This window comes from Natronococcus sp. (genome assembly GCF_047921035.1).
In the GTDB taxonomy this organism is placed as follows: domain Archaea; phylum Halobacteriota; class Halobacteria; order Halobacteriales; family Natrialbaceae; genus Natronococcus.
Map to the genome: position 1 here is coordinate 1 of NZ_JBLRWX010000025.1, position 20,226 is coordinate 20,226.

Annotated in this window: 21 protein-coding genes and 2 pseudogenes; 9 read left to right on the forward strand and 14 right to left on the reverse strand. The window is 66.3% G+C overall.

Annotated features, from left to right (window positions below):
- Positions 1–341: 341 nt before the first annotated feature.
- Both ACNA7R_RS07220 and ACNA7R_RS07225 read right to left on the reverse strand, forming a co-directional pair.
- Positions 342–1,319, reverse strand: coding sequence for a stage II sporulation protein M (locus ACNA7R_RS07220; RefSeq protein ID WP_416282895.1), 978 nt, complete (start codon positions 1,317–1,319; stop codon positions 342–344).
- A 42-nt stretch (positions 1,320–1,361) separates the two neighbouring features.
- Positions 1,362–2,282: a phosphotransferase family protein gene (locus ACNA7R_RS07225; RefSeq protein WP_416282896.1), complete on the reverse strand. Its 921-nt coding sequence runs from the start codon at positions 2,280–2,282 to the stop codon at positions 1,362–1,364.
- Positions 2,283–2,391: 109 nt separating this feature from the next.
- Between ACNA7R_RS07225 and ACNA7R_RS07230 the strand changes: the two genes are divergently transcribed.
- Entirely contained in the window at positions 2,392–3,249 is an 858-nt protein-coding gene (locus ACNA7R_RS07230) for a ribose-phosphate diphosphokinase (RefSeq protein ID WP_416282897.1), read from the forward strand.
- A 426-nt stretch (positions 3,250–3,675) separates the two neighbouring features.
- Here the strand turns inward: ACNA7R_RS07230 and ileS are convergent, their stop codons facing one another.
- A complete protein-coding gene (ileS, locus tag ACNA7R_RS07235; protein WP_416282898.1) occupies positions 3,676–6,876 on the reverse strand; it encodes an isoleucine--tRNA ligase in 3,201 nt (1,066 codons plus the stop codon).
- Between the two features lie 201 nt (positions 6,877–7,077).
- On the opposite strand from ileS, the gene ACNA7R_RS07240 reads away from it, so the two are divergent.
- Positions 7,078–7,236 (forward strand): hypothetical protein, encoded by a 159-nt coding sequence (locus ACNA7R_RS07240; RefSeq protein ID WP_416282899.1) that lies wholly within the window; start codon positions 7,078–7,080, stop codon positions 7,234–7,236.
- On the opposite strand, the gene ACNA7R_RS07245 is transcribed toward ACNA7R_RS07240, so the two are convergent.
- Entirely contained in the window at positions 7,233–7,460 is a 228-nt protein-coding gene (locus ACNA7R_RS07245; RefSeq protein ID WP_416282900.1) for a hypothetical protein, read from the reverse strand. The genes ACNA7R_RS07240 and ACNA7R_RS07245 overlap by 4 nt on opposite strands.
- Before the next feature lie 91 nt (positions 7,461–7,551).
- On the opposite strand from ACNA7R_RS07245, the gene ACNA7R_RS07250 reads away from it, so the two are divergent.
- From ACNA7R_RS07250 to ACNA7R_RS07265, 4 genes are read left to right on the forward strand one after another with little or no spacing between them, the layout of a single operon-like run.
- Complete coding sequence (locus tag ACNA7R_RS07250) at positions 7,552–8,226, forward strand: uracil-DNA glycosylase (protein WP_416282901.1); 675 nt, start codon at positions 7,552–7,554, stop codon at positions 8,224–8,226.
- A 24-nt stretch (positions 8,227–8,250) separates the two neighbouring features.
- Positions 8,251–8,685 (forward strand): Rieske (2Fe-2S) protein, encoded by a 435-nt coding sequence (locus tag ACNA7R_RS07255; RefSeq protein ID WP_416282902.1) that lies wholly within the window; start codon positions 8,251–8,253, stop codon positions 8,683–8,685.
- Between the two features lie 49 nt (positions 8,686–8,734).
- Positions 8,735–9,154, forward strand: a complete 420-nt coding sequence (locus ACNA7R_RS07260) for an HIT family protein (RefSeq protein ID WP_416282903.1) — start codon at positions 8,735–8,737, stop codon at positions 9,152–9,154.
- A 42-nt stretch (positions 9,155–9,196) separates the two neighbouring features.
- Positions 9,197–9,427: a hypothetical protein gene (locus ACNA7R_RS07265; RefSeq protein WP_416282904.1), complete on the forward strand. Its 231-nt coding sequence runs from the start codon at positions 9,197–9,199 to the stop codon at positions 9,425–9,427.
- Here ACNA7R_RS07265 and ACNA7R_RS07270 read toward each other — a convergent pair.
- The 6 genes and pseudogenes from ACNA7R_RS07270 to ACNA7R_RS07295 form a co-directional block, all read right to left on the reverse strand.
- Positions 9,419–10,420 (reverse strand): A24 family peptidase C-terminal domain-containing protein, encoded by a 1,002-nt coding sequence (locus tag ACNA7R_RS07270; protein WP_416282905.1) that lies wholly within the window; start codon positions 10,418–10,420, stop codon positions 9,419–9,421. The two genes, ACNA7R_RS07265 and ACNA7R_RS07270, sit on opposite strands and share 9 nt — an antisense overlap.
- Before the next feature lie 152 nt (positions 10,421–10,572).
- Positions 10,573–11,685, reverse strand: a complete 1,113-nt coding sequence (locus ACNA7R_RS07275) for an ABC transporter ATP-binding protein (RefSeq protein ID WP_416282906.1) — start codon at positions 11,683–11,685, stop codon at positions 10,573–10,575.
- Positions 11,682–12,500 (reverse strand): ABC transporter permease, encoded by an 819-nt coding sequence (locus ACNA7R_RS07280; RefSeq protein WP_416282907.1) that lies wholly within the window; start codon positions 12,498–12,500, stop codon positions 11,682–11,684. The genes ACNA7R_RS07275 and ACNA7R_RS07280 overlap by 4 nt, the downstream gene beginning before the upstream one ends.
- Positions 12,497–13,444, reverse strand: coding sequence for an extracellular solute-binding protein (locus tag ACNA7R_RS07285; protein ID WP_416282908.1), 948 nt, complete (start codon positions 13,442–13,444; stop codon positions 12,497–12,499). The genes ACNA7R_RS07280 and ACNA7R_RS07285 overlap by 4 nt, the downstream gene beginning before the upstream one ends.
- Before the next feature lie 332 nt (positions 13,445–13,776).
- Positions 13,777–14,166 (reverse strand): ferredoxin Fer, encoded by a 390-nt coding sequence (fer, locus tag ACNA7R_RS07290; RefSeq protein WP_416282909.1) that lies wholly within the window; start codon positions 14,164–14,166, stop codon positions 13,777–13,779.
- 164 nt (positions 14,167–14,330) lie between these two features.
- Positions 14,331–14,891: pseudogene (locus tag ACNA7R_RS07295) on the reverse strand (inorganic phosphate transporter); the annotation flags it as partial.
- A 169-nt stretch (positions 14,892–15,060) separates the two neighbouring features.
- Here ACNA7R_RS07295 and ACNA7R_RS07300 point away from each other — a divergent pair.
- Positions 15,061–15,594, forward strand: coding sequence for a hypothetical protein (locus tag ACNA7R_RS07300; RefSeq protein ID WP_416282932.1), 534 nt, complete (start codon positions 15,061–15,063; stop codon positions 15,592–15,594).
- A gap of 16 nt (positions 15,595–15,610) precedes the next feature.
- Here the strand turns inward: ACNA7R_RS07300 and ACNA7R_RS07305 are convergent, their stop codons facing one another.
- Both ACNA7R_RS07305 and ACNA7R_RS07310 read right to left on the reverse strand, forming a co-directional pair.
- Positions 15,611–16,039 (reverse strand): universal stress protein, encoded by a 429-nt coding sequence (locus tag ACNA7R_RS07305; protein WP_416282910.1) that lies wholly within the window; start codon positions 16,037–16,039, stop codon positions 15,611–15,613.
- A gap of 41 nt (positions 16,040–16,080) precedes the next feature.
- Positions 16,081–17,184 (reverse strand): inorganic phosphate transporter, encoded by a 1,104-nt coding sequence (locus ACNA7R_RS07310; RefSeq protein ID WP_416282933.1) that lies wholly within the window; start codon positions 17,182–17,184, stop codon positions 16,081–16,083.
- On the opposite strand from ACNA7R_RS07310, the gene ACNA7R_RS07315 reads away from it, so the two are divergent.
- The gene (locus ACNA7R_RS07315; protein WP_416282934.1) at positions 17,123–17,272 is read left to right on the forward strand and encodes a hypothetical protein; all 150 of its coding nucleotides are present in this window, start codon (positions 17,123–17,125) and stop codon (positions 17,270–17,272) included. The genes ACNA7R_RS07310 and ACNA7R_RS07315 overlap by 62 nt on opposite strands.
- Positions 17,273–17,464: 192 nt before the next feature.
- Here ACNA7R_RS07315 and ACNA7R_RS07320 read toward each other — a convergent pair.
- Positions 17,465–17,818: pseudogene (locus ACNA7R_RS07320) on the reverse strand (SLC13 family permease); the annotation flags it as partial.
- Positions 17,819–17,936: 118 nt separating this feature from the next.
- Here ACNA7R_RS07320 and hisA point away from each other — a divergent pair.
- Positions 17,937–18,668: a 1-(5-phosphoribosyl)-5-[(5-phosphoribosylamino)methylideneamino]imidazole-4-carboxamide isomerase gene (gene hisA / locus ACNA7R_RS07325; RefSeq protein WP_416282911.1), complete on the forward strand. Its 732-nt coding sequence runs from the start codon at positions 17,937–17,939 to the stop codon at positions 18,666–18,668.
- A gap of 13 nt (positions 18,669–18,681) precedes the next feature.
- Here the strand turns inward: hisA and ACNA7R_RS07330 are convergent, their stop codons facing one another.
- Positions 18,682–20,211 (reverse strand): TrkH family potassium uptake protein, encoded by a 1,530-nt coding sequence (locus ACNA7R_RS07330; RefSeq protein WP_416282912.1) that lies wholly within the window; start codon positions 20,209–20,211, stop codon positions 18,682–18,684.
- Between the last annotated feature and the right edge of the window lie 15 nt (positions 20,212–20,226).

Genomic DNA, 20,226 nt, shown 5'->3' on the forward strand with positions numbered 1-20,226 from the left:
CGTAGTCTGTGTCATCCGTTGTCGGCTTCCTCCCCGACCTCAAGGGTCGGGGCATCCGCCTCGTTCCGCCTGTGAATTACTACAGTTGGGCTGGCAACGGAGATTTTCCACGCCCTCCCCAGCCGATTCGTACGCTTACGGGTCGCTGACCCGCTCGCGTACTCATCCACAGGAAGACGCAGTGCGTCTTCCAAGCCTTCGCTCGTCCAACTCGCGAAGACCTCGCACAGTTCGATCGGTCGGTTCTCACCGTCGCTCGAACCGACCGACAGCGCGCGCCACCGCACCGTGGATCGGCCAGTCCGTAGCGAAGCGCAGTGGAACGAAATCGGATCGATCAGTCACGGTTCGGCCAGTTCCGGGAACAGCGCCTCCGCGATGACGATCGTCAGGTAGGCCTCGACGAACGCCGCGAGCGCGAGCAACAGCCAGCCGAACGCGACCAGCAGCGTCGTTCGGTAGAGGTACGTCCTCGTGAACAGCGACTCGCGCGAGCCGAGGAGTCGCTGGCCGGCCCTGTGGAGGAACCGAAAGCCTACGCCCGCAGCGATAAACAGCGCCGGCAGCTCGAAGATCCCGTGGGGAGCGAGCAGGGCGACAATCGGGCCGAACCCGACCTCGAGGCCGGTGACGACTGCGATGTTACCGACGATGATGCCGTTGAACACCATGATGATCGTCGTCACCAGCCCGAGCGTGAGCGCGCCGAAGATCGCCGCCAGGAACGGCGGCGTGTTCTGGACGAGGAAGAAGGTCGCCGAGAGCTCGATCCCGCCGCCCTCGGCGGGGTCGCCGTCGACGAACTCCTCCTCCCCGAACTCCTCGCTCAGAAGTTCGAGGAACAGCTCCGTGAGGTCGATCCCGGCGGCCACGAGCGCGGCCCCGAGGAGGATCCCCCCGCTGAACAGTGCCGTCGCGAACCAGACGTAGAGGCGGTGTTCGGCCCACCCCTCCGCGAGGGTGGTGGCCACGCCGGAGCCCTCGGTCAGCGCGACCGCGCCGAGCGCGGCGAACGCGAGCGCGAGCACGCCGGCGCCGGCTGCAGCCGTCGGAAGATCGTGGATCGCGGCCGTCGCTCCCGCGGTCACGAGCGAGATCAGCGCCAGCGCGAACGCGAGGGTCGCCCAGCCGCGGTTCGGATCGGCGCCGGGTCCCGGCTCCGTCGAGCTTCGGTCGGGATCCGGCGGCTGGCTCGATGGGGTCTCTCCGCTTCCGGGATCGTGCGGTTCGCGTCGCTCGCTCGCCGACTCCTCGGCCCGCGCCGACCGGTCCGTCCCGGTCGACTCGACCGGTCGGTCGTCGGCCCGTCGGTCGTTCATATCCCTCCTTGGGTCAAACGGCGGATAAATCCGCCGGCAGGACTATCGCTCGAGCAGCCGGCGGCACTGCCGCCACAGCTGCCGGCGACCGCGAGCGCTACGGGCAATCCGCCCGTAGTTCGCCGCCGACTGGACGATCCAGAGCAGTTTGTACGTCCGGAGTCGGCGAGCGATTTCAGGCTCGAGTCGCCCCTCCCGCGCGTATCCGGATCGGAACGCCGTTCGGAGCCGCGCGCGTTCTCGAGGTTCGAGCCCCCGCACGTGGACGTCGACGAACCGGGCCTCGGCGCGGGCCAGCGCGTACTCGGCGCGGGTGACGTGGGCGTTTCCCCAGTCGAGGACGCCCGTAACCGATCCGGAGGTGTCGATCAGCAGGTTCGAGGGCTGGTAATCGCCGTGGGCGAGCACCGGCCGGCGACCCGAACCGCCGGCCGGCGGAACCGGGAGCGCCTCGAGCGCGGGTCCGAAATCCACCACGTGCCAGCCCTCGGGCTCGCACAGCCGGAGCGCCGATCCCTCGCGGGCGAGCCCGCCGACGCGGTCGAACGCGAGCGGGCCCGTCGCGTGGAGCCGCCCGAGCAGTTCGCCGGCCTCTCGAACGAGTCGCCTGCGGACCGCCGGCTCGAGACCCGGATACTCGGGGCCGGGATTTCGGCCCGGTAGGAACTCGTAGAGGGCCCACCGTTCGGGCCCGCCGTCGGACGGGTTCGCGAGCGAGCCCGAAGCGAGCAGCTCGGGAACCGGAAGGTCGGTTACCGAGCCGACGAGGTCGACGGCCAGCGGTTCGATCACGTCGCCCGTCCAGACGCTGGCGCCGCCGCGCTTGCAGATCGCACGTCCGGGGTCGTCCGCCAGCTCGAGGACGAGCGTGTCGGCGACCGAGCCCGGATCGGGACGACGAACCGATCGGAGTTCGGTCCCGAGGGCGGTCTCGACGATCCGTGCGGCCGTCTCGGAGTCCATCCGTTCGCCAGCTACGGTCGGCCCGGCCGTAGCCCTTCCGTCCCGCCGGACCGCGTGACCCGGCACCGAGAACGAAAGCGGGTTTACCCGCGGCGCTGTGGCAACGAGTATGATCGTCAGCGGATCCACCTCACAGGCCCTCGCCGCGGCCCTCGCCCGCGAACTCGAGGAACCGCTCGCCGCCGTCGAGTACGACCGCTTCCCCGACGGCGAACTGCTCGCGGCCGCCCCCGACGTCGCCGACCGCGACGTCGACCGGGCGATCGTCGTCGCCTCGACGACCTCGAGCGACGCCCACCTCGAGGTGCTCCAGCTCCAGGACGCCGTCCGGGAGGCTGGCGCCGACGAGGTCGTGACCGTGTTGCCGTACATGGGCTACGGCCGCCAGGACAAGGCCTTCGAGGCGGGCCACCCGATCTCGGCGCGGGCCGTCGCGCGGGCCGTCTCGACCGGAACGGATCGCGTGCTCACCGTCACCCCCCACGAGGAGTCGATCTGCGAGTTCTTCGAGCCGACCGCGACGGCCGTCGACGCCGCCGACCGGCTGGCCGAACCCCTCCCGGCCGATCTCGAGGATCCCGTCTTCCTCTCGCCCGACGCGGGCGCGATCGAACTCGCCGAGACCGTGCGGGACGCCTACGGGACGGGTGCGACGGACTACTTCGAGAAGACTCGCCTCTCGGGTACCGAGGTCGAGATCTCCCCCAGCGACGTCGCCGTCGCGGATCGGGACGTCGTCGTCACCGACGACATCATCGCGACGGGGTCGACAATGAGCGAGGCCGTCGGCGTCCTCGGCGACCGAGGGGTCGGCCGCGTGTTCGTCACCTGCGTCCACCCGCTGCTCGCCCGCGACGCCGTCACGAAGCTCTCGAGGGCCGGCGTCGAGGCGATCTACGGCACCGACACGATCGAGCGCCAGTACAGCGAGGTCTCGGTCGCGCCCTCGATCGCCGACGAACTGTAACGGTAGAGCGGAGCACGGTTTCGGTATTCAGCCTCTCGAGTGGAAATTGCGTTCCTGATATCTCAGCTCGGTCCGACCATCCCTTCTACAGTGGCGCGCGCTGTCGACCGGCCGAACGTCAGTGAGGACGGTCGACGATACTGTGCGAGGGATGAGTGAGGGAGTGACCCGACCGAACGAATCGGTTGGGGAGGGCGTGGCAATCCCCTGTGTTCGTGTGAGCAGAACCTGCTACTCGTCAGTATCACCCCGGAAACCCCTGGCCCCTTTCAATCCCACCCGCCGGTGGTCAGTCAGGGGTGCAGACTCGAGTCGGCCGTCCATTTGCAGATCTATATAACGAATCGACTGTTCTGAGTTCGACACCGCGACCGAACAAAAAAGGCGGATGGCCAACTGCTAATGACGAAAAATCCGGTTTTGCGCTTAGTCCGACGCTTCGGCCGCCGCAACGGGCTCGAGCGCGATCTCCATCGCGACCCCGTCGACGTCCCACTCCTTGCGGTGGCCGTCCTCGACGGTCCGCAGCTCGTCGGCCCGGACCTCCTCGCGGATCAGGTTCTCGCGTTCCTCGACCAGCGAAGCCACGCGGTCGTCGTCGATCTCGACTTCGAGGACGATCCGCTCCTCGACGTCTAAGTCGAGGTCCTTGCGCATCTCCTGGACCCGGCGGATGACCTCGCGGGCGTACCCCTCGCTCTCGATGTCATCGGTGAGCGAGGCGTCGACGTAGGCGACCCCGCGGTCGTCGCCGTCGAGCGAGAAGGCGGTGCCGGCGATGTCGTCGGGGGTCTCGGTGACGAACGAGACCATCGACTCCTCGATCGATTCGCCGTCCTCGAGCACGTCCGCGACGGCCGCCTCGAGGGCCTCGAGATCCGGCTCGTCGATGCGGGCCTCGTTGAGCGCGTTCATCACCTGCCCGGCGCGGTCGCCGAAGGCCGGGCCGAGTTCGCTCATGTCCGCCTCGGCGCTGTACCGAAGCTCCTCCCAGCGGTTCTCGGCCGAGACGAGTTCGATCTCGCGGGCGTTGAGCCGATCCTCGAGCAGGTCGGTGTGGCGCTCGACCGCGTCGACGACGCGCTCGTCGTCGGCGGCGACGACGACCCGCGGGACGGGCCAGCGGAGCTTGCGACCTGCCTGCTGGCGGGCGTTGGCGCCTGCTTCCTCGATCGCCCGCAGGAAGGCGACGTCGTCCTCGAGCTGGTCGTCGACCCAGAACTCCTCGAGGGCAGGCCAGTCGCACATGTGGACGGTGTCGTGTTCGGCCTCGCCCGTGAGGGTGCCGTAGATCTCGTCGCTGACGAACGGGGCGTAGGGGGCGAGCAGGGCGACCGTCTCCCGGAGGACGTGGTAGATCGTCGCGTAGGCCGCCTCCTTGGAGGCGCTGTCGTCTTCCTCCCACATCCGTTCGCGGACCGCCTGGACGTAGAAGCGGGAGACGTCCTCGACGACGAACTCGAGGAGCGCATCGAGCGCGCGGTCCTGGCGGTAGTCCTCGAACGCCTCGGTCATCTCGGCTTTCGTCGACTGCAGCCGGGCGAGCACCCACTCGTCGATCAGCTCGAGGTCCTGGTCTACATCCTCGAGGTCCGTCTCCCGGGGATCGAAGTCGTCCAGCCGCATGTACGGCAGCGGGAACCGGAAGACGTTCCACAGCGTCCGGAGGTTGTCCTCCATCGTCTGCATCCCGTCCCAAGAGAAGCGCATGTCGTCGCCCTGGGGGTTGTTCGACAGTAAGAAGAGTCGCATGACGTCCCGGCCGTGGCGGTCGATCGCCTCGTGAGGGTCGATCAGGATGTCCTTGGACTTGCTCATCGCCCGCCCGTCGGGCATCAGCGCGTGGCCGTGCATCAGGACCTCCTGGTAGGGGCTCTCGCCGAGCGCCGCGGTGCCCATCCCGAGCTGGGACCAGAACCAGCCCCGGGTCTGGTCGTGAGCCTCGAGGATGAGGTCGGCCGGCCAGAGTTCGTCGAACTTGCTGTCGTCCGAGGGGAAGTTCAGCGTGCCCCAGGAGGCCACAGAGGAGTCGAGCCAGACGTCGAAGACGTCGGGAACGCGGGTGTACGTTTTGCCGTCCTCGGTGATCGTCAGCTCGTCGACGGTGTCCTTGTGGAGGTCGACGCTGTCGTACTCGATCTCCTGGTCGACCCGCTCGACGAGTTCCTCGCGGTCGGCCACGACGATCATGTCCTCGTCGTCGTCCCGATCCTCGGGCGTCCAGACGGGAAGGGGGATGCCCCAGTAGCGCTGGCGGGAGACGTTCCAGTCGGGCGCCTCCTCGACGAAGTCCCGGAACCGGTTGTCCCGGGCCCACTGCGGGTGCCACTCGCTGTCCTCGATGTTGTCCAGCAGCTCCTCCTTGACGTCGGTGATCGTGATGAACCACTGGTCGGTGACGATCTGGACGATGCCCGTGTCACAGCGCCAGCAGTGACCGTAGCTGTGGTGGACCGTTCCCGAGGACAGCATCGCCCCGTTGTCCTCGAGGTCAGCGATGATCTCCTCGTCGGCCTCTTTGACGAACTGGCCCTCGTACGTGCCGGCCTGGTCGCCGTAGACGCCGTCGCCGCCGACGGGACAGAAGATCGGCAGCCCGAGTTCGCGGCCCCGCTCGAAGTCCTCCTCACCGTGGCCGGGTGCGGAGTGAACGAGCCCGGTGCGGTCGGCCTCGACGTACGCCGCGTCGTAGATCTGGAGAGCGTCGTCGACGTCGACGTGGTCGGGGACTTCCTCGGCGAGGGGATGTTCGTACTCCCAGCCGATCATCTCCTCGCCCGTCAGGGTCTCGACGACCTCGTAGTCGTCGTAGCGGCCCTCCTTGAGGACGCCCTCGACGCAGTCCTCGGCGACGTAGATGACCTCCTCCTCGCCGTCTTTCTCGGCGCGGACGCCCTGGTAGGTCAGGTCGGGATCGACCGCGACGAACGTGTTCGCCGGAATCGTCCACGGCGTCGTCGTCCAGATGACGACCGAGCCCTCCCGATCCTCGAGGTCGAATTTCACGTAAATGGAGGGGTCCTCGACGTCCTCGTACTCGACCTCGTTGTTCGCGATGGCGGTCTCACAGCGCGGACACTGCGAGATCGAACGGTGGCCCTTCTCGACCAAGCCGCGTTCGGCTGCCTTCGAGAAGCCCCACCAGGCGGCCTCCATGTACTCCGGCTCGACGGTCCGGTAGGGGTCGTCCCAGTCCATCCAGACGCCGAAGTCCTGGAAGTCCGACTGCAGGCCATCGAGCTGTTCGTCGGCGTACTCCTTGCACTCCCGGATGAACTCGTCCTCGCCGAACTCCTCGATGTCCTTCTTGTTCTCGAAGCCGAGCCGTTCCTCGACGCGGGTCTCGATCGGCAGCCCGTGCATGTCGTAGCCCGGGCGATCGGTAACGTCGTACCCCTGCATCCGCAGGAAGCGGATGTAGACGTCCTTCAGGGACTTGTTCCAGGTCGTTCCCATATGCGCCGACCCGGAGGTGTACGGCGGGCCGTCGACGAAGAAAAAGGAGTCGCCGTCGGATCGGTGCTCGACCGTCTGTTCGTAGGCGTCGACGTCGTCCCAGTAGTCGAAGACCCGTTGCTCGAGCGCGTGGGGGTCGTACTGGTCGTCGACCTCGCCGAACCTGCTCATACCAGACGTAATTGCACGGGACGGTAAAGAGGAATCGATATTGCAGGTTCCGCTCGACGGGGATCGACGGACCTCGAGGACCGAGCGTCGAGCGTCTCCTCGAGGCCCGGGATGCGCTCGGAGTCGTGGTCGACGGGGCGGTTCTGAAACTCCTCGCGGTCGTCCTCGCCGGCTGGTGGATGCCTCGAGACGGGAGACGCGTTGCCGGCGTTCGTGGAGTTCCAGGGCGGCCTGAACGCACTCTACGAGGTGATCGGCGCGCTCACGAGGCTCGTCGGCGTCGCGCTCCTCGTCGTCGGAGCGCTCGCGTTGCTGGTCAAACTGGACTACGAGGCGACGAAACTGGCGGAACGGAGTTAGCTCGAGCGAATCGACGAGAAGATCTTCTGGTAGCCGATGCCGTAGACGCCCGCGTAGAGCATGACCGCACCGAGGCCGGCGAGCCACAGGGCAACGACGGCCTCGCCCGAGCCGAAGTGCTGGAGGCTCGCGTACTCCGCGGCGAGTCCCCCGGCGGTCAGGACTGCTCCAACGAGGACGTAGAGTAACAGTGCGAGCGATTCGGCGATGAGTTCGGAAGCCATTATCGTCCGAGAGTCACCCGGCGAAGGTAAACTTGTCCCTCGATCCGCCCCGATCCGACCGGCCTATACGCCTCGAGCCCCGAACGAGCCCGTGCCAGCTTCGAACGACGGGACCGGACCAGTCGAACCGCCGTTTCCCGACTCGAGGAACGTCATCGAGCCCGACTGCCGGCGCTGTCCCGCCCTCGCCGAGGATCGAAACTGCATCTCGTGGGGAACCGGCCCGCTCGACGCCGACGTGCTCGTCGTCGGCGAAGCGCCCGGGTCCGGAAACCCCGACGCCGACCGCTGGAAGGGGGGCAACTGGACCGGGAAGGCCTACACCTCCAGACACTCCGGCCGACGGATCCGGCGGATGCTCGAGCGCGTCGGCCACGACGAGCGGTCGTACTACACGAACGCAGTGAAGTGTTTTCCGGCGAGCGAGGAGGATCCGACCAGCAACCGCGAACCCACCGACGAGGAGCGGGCGAACTGCCGGACTCACCTGGTGACGGAGGTCGAGACGCTCGAGCCCGACGTCGTTCTCGCGACGGGCAAGCACGCGACGAAATCCGTACTGGCGGCCGAGGAGCGACGGCTCGAGGGGTTCATCGAGTCGGTTCTCGAGCCCGTTCACTGCGAGCGCCTCGACACCTGGCTCGTTCCGATCCTGCACCCGTCCTACCAGGACGTCTGGATCGTCCGTATGGGGTACGAACCCGAGGAGTATCTCGCCGAGATCGGCGCGACGCTCGACGAACTCGTCGACGGCCCCGACGCCTAAGCCGTTCGCCGCCCAACTCGAGGTATGGCGGTTCGACACCGACTGACGAGCGTCGAAACGGTTCTCGAGGACGGCTCCTGGCTATTTACGGTACGGGACGGGCGCGGCGAGGAAACGGAGGTGATCCTCGTCCCCTGCGACGACGACGATCGCGGCCCCGTCGAGGCGTGGGTCAACCGATGTACTCACGAGAACCAGCGGCTCCACCGAGAGGGGATCGGCGCCGTGATCCGCGACGGCGGGATCGTCTGTCCGAAACACGGCTCGGTGTTCGAGACCTGCTCGGGCTACTGCGACAACGGGGAAGCCGCGAACACGACGCTTGTCGACGTCGGGATCGAGGTCGAGGACGGAGAGGTGTACCTGACCGACGACGACGTCAGCTTCCTCCGGGAGGGCGGAGCCAGCGACGACGACGGCGGCGACGGACCGAGTTCGACCTCCCACATCCAGTTCTGAGCACGGGTGCCGGGTAACCTTCTTACGGCGAGCCGACACACACTCGCGTATGGGTACGATCTTCACGCAGATCGTCGAGGGAGAGATCCCGGCACGCATCGTGTACGAGGACGAGACCACCGTCGCCTTCCTCGACGCCAACCCGCTGGCGCCGGGGCACACGCTGGTGATCCCGAAAGACGAGTACGAGCGACTGAACGACGTCCCCGACGACGTCGCGACGGATCTGTACGCGACGGTCCACCGACTCGTGCCGGTCGTCGAGGACGCCGTCGACGCCGACGCCTCGACGGTCGCGTTCAACAACGGCGAGGAAGCCGGCCAGGAAGTGCCCCACGTTCACTGCCACATCGTCCCCCGGTTCGAGGGCGACGGCGGCGGCCCGATCCACGGCGTCGCGGGCGAAGCACCCGACCTCGCGGACGACGAACTCGACGACATCGCCGCCGACATCGAGTCTCGAGCCTGACTCGGCCGTGACAGTTTTGGTTCTCTCGAGCGAGAATCGCGTATGACAGTTCCCGACGTCGGCGCTCGCCTGCAAGCGAACCCCGTCGCGGCGACGATCGAACTCGCGAGCGTCTGCGTCGCCGCGCTGTTGCTCGTCGGCACCGTCTCGTTGCTCCTAGGCGGGTTCCCGATCGGCGCCCAGTGGCCCTGGCTGCTGGTCGTCGGCGTCGGCGCCGCATTCGTCCTCTTCTGGACGGCCCTCGTCCCGGCCTACGAGCGCTCCCTACAGTAGGGTCCCCAGCAGCACGTCGCCGTAGGTGAGCGCGACGACGAGTCCGAGAAACAGCGGGACGAGGAAGGGCATCCCCGGCGAGATCCAGACTCGGTCCCGAGTCGCGAGGGCCTCGAGCCCCCCACGAAGCTCCGCCGGTGTCGTTCCGTAGGCCGTACCGTCAATATCCTCGAGGAACCGTTCGGCCCCCCAGGGGTCGTCGTACGCACGCGATCGGTCGCCTCCGTCCCGGACCGGCTCCCCGAGGGCGGGACCCGCGTCGCCGACCGGTCCGTCGGTGACGGCGCCGTCGGTCGGCGGGTTCGGCTCGTCGGGAAGCGTATCGGGATCCCGGAACCGGTCGGGCTGCTCCCGGAGCCGGGCGAGCGTCAGGCCGCGCCACCGCAGATACATCCGCAGGGCGTCGAGGTCGAGCCCGCCGCCCGCGTCCTCGCCGGGCGCCGATAGCAGTTTGCCGTGAGTCGTCGGCACCCGCTCCCAGGGGACGGGTCGGCCGACGAGGGCGAGTCGTGTGAGGCGCCCGGCGGCGGCGTTGCGGGCCGCCAGGGCAAGCGGAATCGCGAGCGCGACGAGGACGGCGTTTGTCAGGATCGTAAACGAGAACGCCCCGAGCGGCGACGGCGCGACGGGAATCGACCAGGAGCCGAGGACGTACTGCGGCGTCGTCGGGAACAGCAAGGCGAGTACCAGCAGCGCCTTCCCGTCCGCGGCGCCGAACGCGCCGAACCACCAGCACAGGTACGCGAAGGGGACGACGAAGCCGAGGCTGATCGCCGCCGGGACGAGAAACTCGTACTGCCAGATCGCGGGACCGGCCGCCCGGGCCGCGAGGCCGTCCCACAGCAGGAGGACGCCACCGAGCAGGGCCAGCGGGATCCAGATCGAACTCGAGATCCGTCTGGTTCTGACGTCGCGAACGGCGGCCCAGCCGAAGACCGGAACGGCGAGGAGCCTGAGCAGATCCGGAACCGTCGCGACGTCGAGAGGTGTCACGACCGGCTACTCTCGAGCGCTGCGGCGTTATCTTTTCGGCCCCGGCACCAGTTGCTTCCTGACAGACGTTAGTGGAAATATACCGGCTGCTCGAGGGTGGTCGACCACCGAACGGAGGGTAGCGATCGGAATCGTACGACCCGCCGGCGGGGTCAGCCTTCCGTTTCGGGTACGGAGACGGAACGCTCCCGTTTACGTCCGTCAGCGTCGAACACCGCGATCCGATCCCGCGGAAGGTCGACCGCGAGTCGCTCGCCGGTCTGGGGGGGATCGTCGACGGCTTCCACGACGAGTTCGTCGCCGGTCTCGAGCCGAACGGTCACGTCGTACCGTCGGCCCACGTCCGTGACGTCCGCAACGTCGCCCGTAAGCGAGGGCGTCGTTCCGTCGGTTCCGGCGGCACCTGGGGGTCGAACCGACAGATCCTCGGGACGGATATGGCACGTAACTGGCGTTCCTGGCGGTGGGGAACGATCGCTGTTACACAGCTGGATCTCCCGATCGCCCAGTGCGACGGTCAGCGGCTCTCGAGCGACGACCGTCGCCGGGAGCGCGTTCGATCGGCCGAGAAACGACGCCACGAACGGGGTCGGCGGCGACTCGTACAGCGTCCGTGGGGGCCCGTCGCCGGAGATCCGACCGTCGTCCATCACGACGAGCCGATCGGCGAGCGCCATCGCCTCCTCCTGATCGTGGGTGACGAACAGGGTCGTGACCCCTGTCTCGTCCTGGATGCAGGCGATCTCATCCCGCAGCCGCTCGCAGAGCGCTCGGTCGAGCGCCGACAGCGGTTCGTCGAGCAACAGCACGTCCGGTTGCGGGGCCAGCGCACGAGCCAGTTCGACCCGGCGCTGTTGTCCCCCGCTCAGTTCGGCGGGGTAGGCGTCCCGTTGATCGCGGAGGTCGACCAGCTCGAGGTACTCCGCGACCAGTTCCTCCCGCCTTCGAGCGTCGATGTCGCGGGACGCGAGGCCGTAGGCGACGTTCTCGTTGACGGTCATATGGGGATACAGCGTCGACTCCTGGAAGACGAGCCCGACGCGGCGCGCTTCGGGCGGCTCGTCGGTGACGTCCCGGTCGCGGAGGCGGACCCGCCCCGCCGTCGGACGGACGTGGCCGGCGATCGCCTGCACGATCGTCGTCTTTCCGCAACCGCTGGGGCCGAGCAGCGCGACGAGTTCGCCCTCCTCGAGCCCGAACGAGACGTCGTCGACCGCCAGCTCGTCGCCGTACCGGTGAGTCAGACCCTCGAGCTCGAGGATCATCGGTCGATCACCGTCGGCACGCGGCCGAATCGCTGGACCGCCGCGAGGACGGCCAGCGTGATGCCGAGCAGCGCGAGCCCGAGCGGGACGATCGCGTCGATACCGCCGGCGATGAACTCCACCCAGATCCGCGTGGGCATCGTCCGCGGGTTGTACGCGACCATCATCGTCGCGCCGAACTCGCCGATCGCCCGCGCGAACGTCAGGACGATCCCCGCGACGATCGCCCCGCGAGCCAGCGGCAGCGAGACGTTCCAGAACGTCGAGAGCGGCCCGTAGCCGAGCGATCGGGAGGCCTGCTCGAGCCGTTCGTCGACCGCGCCGAACCCGGCTCGAGCGGTGATGATCACGAACGGCGCGGCGACGAACGTCTGTGCGAGGATCACGCCGAGCAGGCTGTCCGTCAGCGGGATTCCGGCGGCCGCGGCGGCGGCGCCGATAGGAGTGAACCGGCCAACGGCGGTGAGGAGCATCGCGCCGCCGACGACCGGCGGGACGATGAGCGGCAGGATCACGAGCGCCTCGACGAGCCGCTTTCCGACGAACGACCTGCGGGCGAGAACGTACGCGAGCGGGACCCCGAGGACGGTCGAGATTGCGGTCGAGATCGGAGCGGTAATCAGGGAGTTGCGGATCGCCACCCGGGCCTCCGGCGTCGACAGCTCCCCGACGACGTCGACCGCCCCGGTCCGGGCCAGAAACGCGACGAACGGGATCGCAAAGTAGACGAGGACGAGTCCGCCCAGCAGCGCGGGAACGAGCAGTTCCGGCAGCCGGCTCGAGCGGCGAGTCGGGAAGCGCCTGGCGAGGCTCATCCGTCGATCGCCTCCGGGAGGTCACCCTCCGAACGGGGGAGGCTGTCACCAACGGTCAGCCCGGCGTCGACCAGCAGATCGGGCTCGTCGGCGAGGAATTGGACGAGGTCGCGACCGGCGTCGGGGGCGTCAGCCTCGTCGAGTACCGTGGCGTTGTACAACACCGGGCGCCCTTCCGCGGTGTACCCCTCCTCGTCGGTCGTGAACTCGACCGTCGCGTAGTGGTCGGCCAGCTCGGGCTCCGCGAAGTTGTACGCGTCGGGAAACTCGAGGAAGGGCATCCCGTGGTCAACGGCCATATTTCGGTAGACGACGGAGGCGGCTCGAGAGCCGCTCTCGACGCCCGCCATCATCTGGGGCTCTTCGGGTTCCTCGTAGACGAGTTCCAGCAGCTCGTCGCGAAGGCCCTCGAGACCGTACTCCTTTTCGGCCAGTTCGAACGCCTGGACGGCGCGATAGCCGAGCGGATCGAGGTCGGGGTCGCCGATCGAGACGTCGCCCTCCTCGGTCTCGAGCACCAGCTCGTACCAGGGCTCGCCGTTCTCGAGGCCGCGTCCGAACGACGTCTCCTCGTTGTAACCGATACCGACACTGTTGGTCGCGAACTCGAGGTCCCAGTCGGTGAACTCGCCGTGCAGTCGGTCCCGAAGCAGGGTCGCATCGGCGCTCACGACGACGTCGGGGTGTTTGGTCCGGTCCTCGATCATCCGCATGACCGCGTTCGTCCCGTAGTACTCGCCGCGAACCTCGAGCCCGGTCTCGTCCTCGAACGCCGGGCCGACGTAGTCTTCGAACGTCCGGGCGAGGCTCCCGGCCGACAGCACGCTGACCGAAGCGGAGTCGCTTCCGAGACAGCCTGCCGCGGCCGTGCCGGCGAGACTGCCCATCGTGGCGAGGACCGAACGACGGCTTCGGGATCCGCCGTTGCTCCCGTCCCGTGTCATACTCCACATTATATGTACGACCGATATGAAACCTCGCACAGTTTCCTACTGGCTAAGAAGAAACCAATATCGGTTTCGCAGCTGCTGGAAATCACACTCGGGCAAGGAAAACCGGTCACTCCGAACCTCGGAATGTATCGAGGCTGTCACGGTCTGATACCGTCGAGCCTTTCGACGGAACCGGACTGAGTCGCTCCACAAGTTCTAAAAATCATGATGATTTCTGGAAGCGCCGACGGGAGTGAGGGACCGATCGGTACGCGAGCCGGATTTCGCACAGCTTCGTCTACTGGACAGTAAATAAAAACGAGATCGAACGTCCACGCGGCCGATTAAATGACGCGGTTCTGCAGGTAGTCGAGGTGTTTGGCGTTGTAGACGATCTGGACCTCGTCGGTCTCGGCGGAACCGATACAGGTCAGACGGACGTTCTTCTCCTCGACCTCCTCGTCCGAGAGGATCTGCTGCATGTCCATGTCGATCTCGCCCTCGTAGACGATCGCTGCGCAGTTCGCGCAGGCACCCGCACGGCAGGAGAAGGGCCAGTCGTAGCCCTGCGCCTCGGCGGCCTCGAGGATGTACTCGCCCTCGGCGACGTCGAGGGTTCCGTAGTCTTCCTCGTCGAGGCCGGCATCGGCGGCCTGATCGAAGAGGTCGTCGTCGTCCATTTCCCAGCCCTGGTCGTCCAGCACTTCGTAGTTGAGGTATTCTACCGTGGGCATCACACGACGATTCGAGTCCCGCCTTGGTATAGCTTGCTGTTCGATCCGAGCCGTTGCCGGCTACTGCAGGCCTGTACCACACAATTACGGAACCGAGCAAAGAATCGGACCGATCGAGGGGGCGAACTCGAGCGAGCGGCGCGCGCCCGAATATCGAGGCGCGATCAGAGGCCGAAGATCGGAACGAACCGGAACGTCAGGAACGCGCCGACTGTCGAGATCACCGGAACGACGTTCTGCATGAGAATTACGCGGGCCGTCGTCGAGGGATCGAACAGATCCGACGGCTGCGGGATGTCGTCGGGTTCCTCCTTGCCGATCTCCGGAGAGTGTTCGCCTTCCTCCTCCGCGGCGAGTGCGCCGACCGAGACGCGGGTCTCTTCACCCTCTCGCGCATCCGAGAGTGTCGTCGTCCGCGAGGCTCGACCCCACCCGAGTCCGATAATGCTCATCGTCGCGATGACGACGAAACTGGCGGGGATGCCGATCCAGGAGAGGCCGACGACGATGGTCGAACTGATGACCGCGACCACGATCGCGGCCGTCAGCGGCAAATTCGTGATGTCGTTACCGAGCGTATCGAGGGTCCGTCGAGCAATGGTGAAACAGCCGACGGCGACGGCGGCCGACCCGATCAGAATCAGCGGAATCATGTCGATATCGCCGGTGCCGTAGATCGGGGCGATCGCGTTCGCAATATTGCTCGTCCCCGAGGAAAATCCCAAAGGATTCAACCGCTCGCGCGCCGAACACCGGGCGTATGACCACCGTCCGGAACCGACTGCAGTCGAGGGATCGGCGATCGATCGAACTTCAAGTGGGACGCGAGCGATGCGACCGCAGCATCGAACGATCGGAAGGTGGCGGGTTGGGATGGACGGGTGACGGTCGATGATGCTGAATCCGATCCGCGTCGACGCAGCCGTCGATCTCGCCTACGGGGCGTTGATCGCGCTCTCGATCGTTCTGATCGCAACACTAGATACTAACATCGGAATCGCGTTCGGCGTTGGCGTCTTTGCCTCCTACGTCGTTCACGTCGTCTGGAAGATGGCTCGGTTCGACCCCGACTGGATGACCCAGGCGGTCGAGGAAACCGTCGAGAAGCAGGTCGGTGAAACCGTCGAGCAAACTGTCGGTGAATCCGTCGAGCAAACTGTCGGTGAAACCGTCGAGAAGCAGGTCGGTGAAACCGTCGAGCAAACTGTCGGTGAAACCGTCGAGAAACAGGTTGGCGAAGTACAGTCCCAGGTCGAGCAGACCGTCGAGGAAACGGTCGAAGAGACCGTCGGCGAGACTGTCAAGAAGCAAGTTGACGAGGTACAGGCGAAGGTCGAGGCCGTCGACGAACGCGTCGAACAGCTCCCTCAAGAGGAGGAAGTCGAAGAGATCGTCGAGGAGTCGGTCGAGGGCGAATCGAAACCGTAGCAAACTGGTCCATACGTCAGTGAACGATCGTTACCGGTATCGGTGCTCTTTTCGAGACCGTCTCGGCGATGTTTCCGACGAGGAACCGACGCGTCGCACGGTTCCAGTCCTTACCGTGAGCGCCGAGTACGATCGTATCGTAGTCGTCGGCACGGTCGATAACGTTCCGGGCCGGATGACCGATGCCGACGATCGTCTCGATTTCGCGGTCCCGTTCGTCCGCGATCTCGTGAGCGCGGTCGAAGACCGGTTCAGCGCGTTCGGCTGCGGCTTCGCTGATATCGTCTTCGAGGGTAAGTCCCACCGCGTCGCCCATCATCATCGAGGGAGACCCCACGACGTGCAAGACGGTGACCTCGGCGTCGGGATGGTTGTCGAGTGCGTACTCGAGGGCGTGACTGGCCGGTTCGGAGTCGTCCATCGGAACGAGAATTCGCGAGAGCATAGCCCGAGATACGACAGCCGGGAACCTAAGTATCCCGTCTGTCAGGCGACGCCCGGAAGGAGCGTAAAGAATCCGTAGGCAAGCAGCGTCGACATCGACGGGCCGATAATCCACATCGAGACGTACTTGATCACCGCTCGAGGGTTGAACAGATCGCTCCCGTGAAGCACGTCCTCGGTCTCCGCTTCGCCGATCGGGGGCGACGGTTCGTCCTTCTCTTCCTCGGCGACGATTACGCCCAGTTCGATATCGCGCTCCTGGGCCTCGCTGTCGCGAGTGACCGCCTCGCGGAACGTGATCGGTCGGGTCGCCCGACCCCAACCGATTCCGATGATCGTCATCACCGTCGCCATCACGAGGCTGATTGGGATCCCAATATAGGAGAGAATCGTTGTAATCGTCGATGCCGTCAGCATGACGAACAGCGCCGCAAGCAGTGGGATGTCGCTCAGTTCGCCGCCGACCGAGTCCATCGTTCGGCGAGCGATGGTAAACGCGCCGATCCCGATCGCGAAGGTAGCGATGACGACCGCGGTGTTTACCTCCAGTCCCGCCTCGCCGACCAGCGGGGCGGCGGCGTTCGGAACGTTGCTCGCGCCGGCGCTAAACGCCATGTAACAGCCGATACCGAGGACGACGACCGTGGTAGTGACCTCCGACGGGGTCGTGTTCGGTCCGAGTGCCGGTTTCGGGATCGTTCCCTCCCGCTCGAGCGTGAGCAGCGGTCCGTCGCTCTTTTCGATCTGTACTCGACGGTTGACCTCCGGATAGATGTAGCGGCCGATGATACCACCGATCCAGAACCCGATGATCGGCGTTACAACCCACCACGAGATGATCTCGGCGATCGTCGTGTAGTTGAGCGTCCCGGTCGCCAGTCCGAGTCCAGCGATCGCGCCGACGGTCGTCATCGAGGTCGGAACGGGGACGCCGAAGACGTTGGCGACGAGAATGCCGAGCCCGATAAAGAAGAGGACGGCGACCCCCGCCGATAGCGTGAGGTCGATCGTAATGATCCCCTCACTGAGCGTCTCCATCACGTTCTGTCCAACGGTTATTCCGCCGAGAAAGACAAAAACCGTCATGACCGCCGCTGCAGTAGTTTTTTTTACGATTCCGGCGCCGACCGACGGCCCCCAGGTGATCCCCGTCGAGGAGCCACCAATGTTAAAGCCGACGAAAGCCGAAGCGATAACACCAATCAGTAGAAGAGTCTCAACCATTATCGGATAATACGGGTATCGTCTTAAAATAACTACTGGACCTCCCTCGTAAGGCATAGATATAATCGAAATAACATTCGTATCGGATCAGTCCCAACGTTCGTTCAACCCCCGAGATTTTGGACACCTCCGGCACCTCAAACGCCCCAGAAGTACGCGATGCCGCCCACGGTGACGATCGACAACAGCAGCTGTAGCGGGGCACCGACCCGAACAGCTGTTTGTGGATGCTGTCGCCCGCGTAGGCGGCCATCCGCCGGCCGAGCTCCTGGACGAGTCCCGTGCGGGCGACCCCGCCGCTCAGGATCAACATCGCGAGCACCGTGATCGTCGCGTCGTTCGAGAAGCCCGAGACGCCGGTGCTCGGATCGACGCCGGTCCAGGGCTCGAGGACGACCAGCACGACGATCAGCAGGATCGCGGTGACGTCGATCGGCAGCCGTTCGGTGAGAAAGAGCACGAGCGCGAGGGCAACCACGCCGAGCACGACCAGAATGTCGGTCGTCAGCTCCGGCTGGGTCGTCACCTCCTGGGCGAGCACCAGGCGCTCCGGCATACTGCGTTTTCACTCCCACCCGACAGGTAACAGTTCCGGACGATCGCCGGACACTCCGCTTCCGGTGGCAGTCGTCGAAACCGTCGCCTTTACTCGCGTTGGCCCCGCGCACTCGAGTATGCAATCAAACGGGTTCGAGGTGATCCCCGCGGTGGACGTTCAGAACGGCGAAGTCGTCCAGCTGGTCCAGGGCGAGCGCGGCACCGAGAAGACGTACGGCGACCCCGTCGAGGCCGCCGAGCGCTGGATCGACGCCGGCGCGGAGACGCTCCACCTCGTCGACCTCGACGGCGCCTTCGAGGGCGAGCGAGGAAACGCCGACGCCATCGACGCGGTGATCGACGCCGTCGACGTTCCCACGCAGCTGGGCGGCGGGATCCGAACCGCCGACGACGCCGTCGACCTGCTCGAGCGCGGCGTCGACCGCGTCATCCTCGGAACGGCGGCCGTCGAGGACCCCGATATCGTCGCCGAGATCAGCGAGGAGTACCCCGACAGCGTGGTCGTGAGTCTCGACGCGAAAGACGGCGAGGTCGTCGTCGAGGGCTGGACCGAGGGCGCCGGCGTGACGCCCGTCGAGGCCGCCGAACGGTACGCCGAGCTGGGTGCCGCTGCGATCCTCTTTACGAACGTCGACGTCGAGGGCCAGCTCGAGGGCGTCGCCACCGACCCCGTCCGGGAACTCGTCGAGGCGACCGAGATTCCGGTAATCGCCAGCGGCGGAGTCGCGGCCCTCGAGGACGTGCGGGCGCTCGAGGAGACCGGCGCGGCCGCGGTCGTCGTCGGGAGCGCGCTGTACGAGGGGAAGTTCACGCTCGAGGAGGCGCAGGCGACCGTCGCCGAGGACTAACCGCGCCCGTCGGCTACGACTTCCAGAACGCCGGCGTGAGCAGGACGAGCACGGGAATGATCTCGATGCGGCCGATCCACATCATGACCACCATCACCGCTCGAGAGGTGACCGAGAAGCCGGCGTAGTTGTCCATCGGCCCGGCCCGTTCGAAGGCGGGGCCGATGTTCAGGAAGATCGACGCCGAGGCGCCCATCGCCTCGAACTCGCCGACCGAATCCCCCGTTCTGGCCGCGTCGACGACCACGAAGATCGTCAGCAGGAAGAAGATCACGATCGCCAGCAGGACGTAGGCGTAGATATCTCGGACCGTCTCCTCGTCGACGACGGTATCTCCGAGGCGGAGTGGCCGAACCGCTTCCGGGTGAACCGACGTGAAGAGGCTTCTGCGGAACGCCTTCAGCGTCACCAGCCAGCGCAGGGACTTGATCGAACAGGTCGTCGAGCCGGCCATCCCGCCGATGAACATGCAGAGAAAGAGCATGTGTTTCGCGCCGGGCCCCCACAGGTCGAAGTCGGTCGAGGCGTAGCCCGTCGTCGTCACCAGTGAGACGACGTTGAACAGTCCGTGGCGGATCGTCGGCTCGAGGTTCTTGGTTACCGCCGGATCGAACCAGAGGATGCCCGCGACGATCGTGCCGAAAACCCCCAGTACGCCGATGTAGAAGCGAAACTCCTGGGACTCGAAGGGGCGACGGTAGTCGCCCTGCGTCACGTAGTACAGCAGGACGAAGTTCGTCGATCCCAGGATCATGAACGGGATGATCGCCCACTGGACGATCGGCGAGAAGGCGCCGGCGCTACCGGGTTCCGGCGAGAAGCCCGCGGTGGCGACGCTGGTCAACGCGTGGGAGACTGCGTTGAAGGGATCCATGTTGGGTCCGAGCCCCGCGAGGTGGAGCGCGTAGAACGTCGCGGCCGCGAGCACCGTCAGGCCGACGTACAGCCCCCAGATGAGCCGGGCGGTGTCGTCGATGTGCGGGCGGAGTTTGCGGACGTTCCGCGTCTGGGTCTCGGTCTCCATCAGCTGGGCGCCACCGACCATCAGGCTCGAGAGCAAGCCGATCGCGACGATCAGGATCCCGAGCCCGCCGAGCCACTGGATCAGCTGGCGCCAGAGCAGGATTGCTCGCGACTGGTTTTCGAAGTCCCAGCCGCTCATCACGGTCGCGCCCGTCGTCGTCAGCCCGCTCATGCTCTCGAACAGGGCGTTGACCGGGCCGTCGAGCCCGCCGTAGAACGCGGACTGCGGACCGGCCGCGAGTCCGGCTAACAGGAAGGGAACGGCGCCGACCACGGCGACGCCGAGCCAGGTGATCGCGACCATCAGGAACGCCTCCCGCTGGCCGAGCGAGCGCTCTGCGGAGAGGCGCTCGAGGGCGACCCCGACCGCGACCGTGACGGCGATCGCGACCAGAAACGGGATCGGGTCGTCACCGTCGAAGGCCGCCAGCGCCAGCGGGGCGGCTAACGGAACGGCGAGCCACTTGAGCACCGTTCCGGTGAGGCTACAACTCGAGCGCCAGTCGACGCGGATAGTCACGCGTACCAAACGGTG